General features: G+C 34.3%; 1 protein-coding gene. It reads left to right on the top strand.

Annotated elements, in window-relative coordinates:
• Positions 1–461: hypothetical protein (locus L990_RS16575; RefSeq protein WP_047451755.1), on the top strand; the 461-nt coding region annotated here is incomplete at its 5' end.
• Positions 462–659: the final 198 nt, after the last annotated feature.

The raw sequence follows: 659 nt of genomic DNA on the forward strand, positions 1-659 counted from the left end.
AAATTTTCACTCTTCAAAATAATTTTGAATATGTGGTAATTACTGATGCAAGTAAATACAACTCAATGAATATTAAAACTGAAGAACCAAAAATAAATAAAAATGATTCTACAGTAAATGTAAATGGAAACGAATGTCAACTTCTGAAACTCTCTTGGGGAAAACTAGGAGAAGAATACTATTTCTTTAATTCAAATGTCGCTAAAGTCAATCCTGTCTTATTCCGTAACCATAATTATGAATACTTTAATGAAATTCTTAAGGTAACAAACTCATATCCATTACAGATAGTTAAAACGATAAACAACTTTATTTCAATAAAAATGATTTTAGTTGCTATTTCAGAAGAAAAAGTTAGTGATTCCGTATTTAAGCTTCCAGAATTAGAAAATGCTGAAAAGAACTACTATGATATGATGCTGAAAATGACAGGTTCTGAAGTAATGAAAATAAAAAACTAATGCCAACACACGGTATAGTCAACAAGCGGGTGAAGTGGTAGGCGGAAGCTTACTGCACCGCAGCAGCCACAGTGCAGGCTGAGAGAACGGAAGCCCGTAAGCGCTTGTTGCCCATACCGCCAAACGTTAACGGTAAGCTTAGGAAAAAGAGCGTATCGGTTACGGAAGCGTTAGCGAAAAGAGTAAAAGGAAACGTTT

Origin of the sequence: Alistipes sp. ZOR0009 (assembly GCF_000798815.1) — a bacterium.
GTDB lineage: Bacteria > Bacteroidota > Bacteroidia > Bacteroidales > ZOR0009 > Acetobacteroides.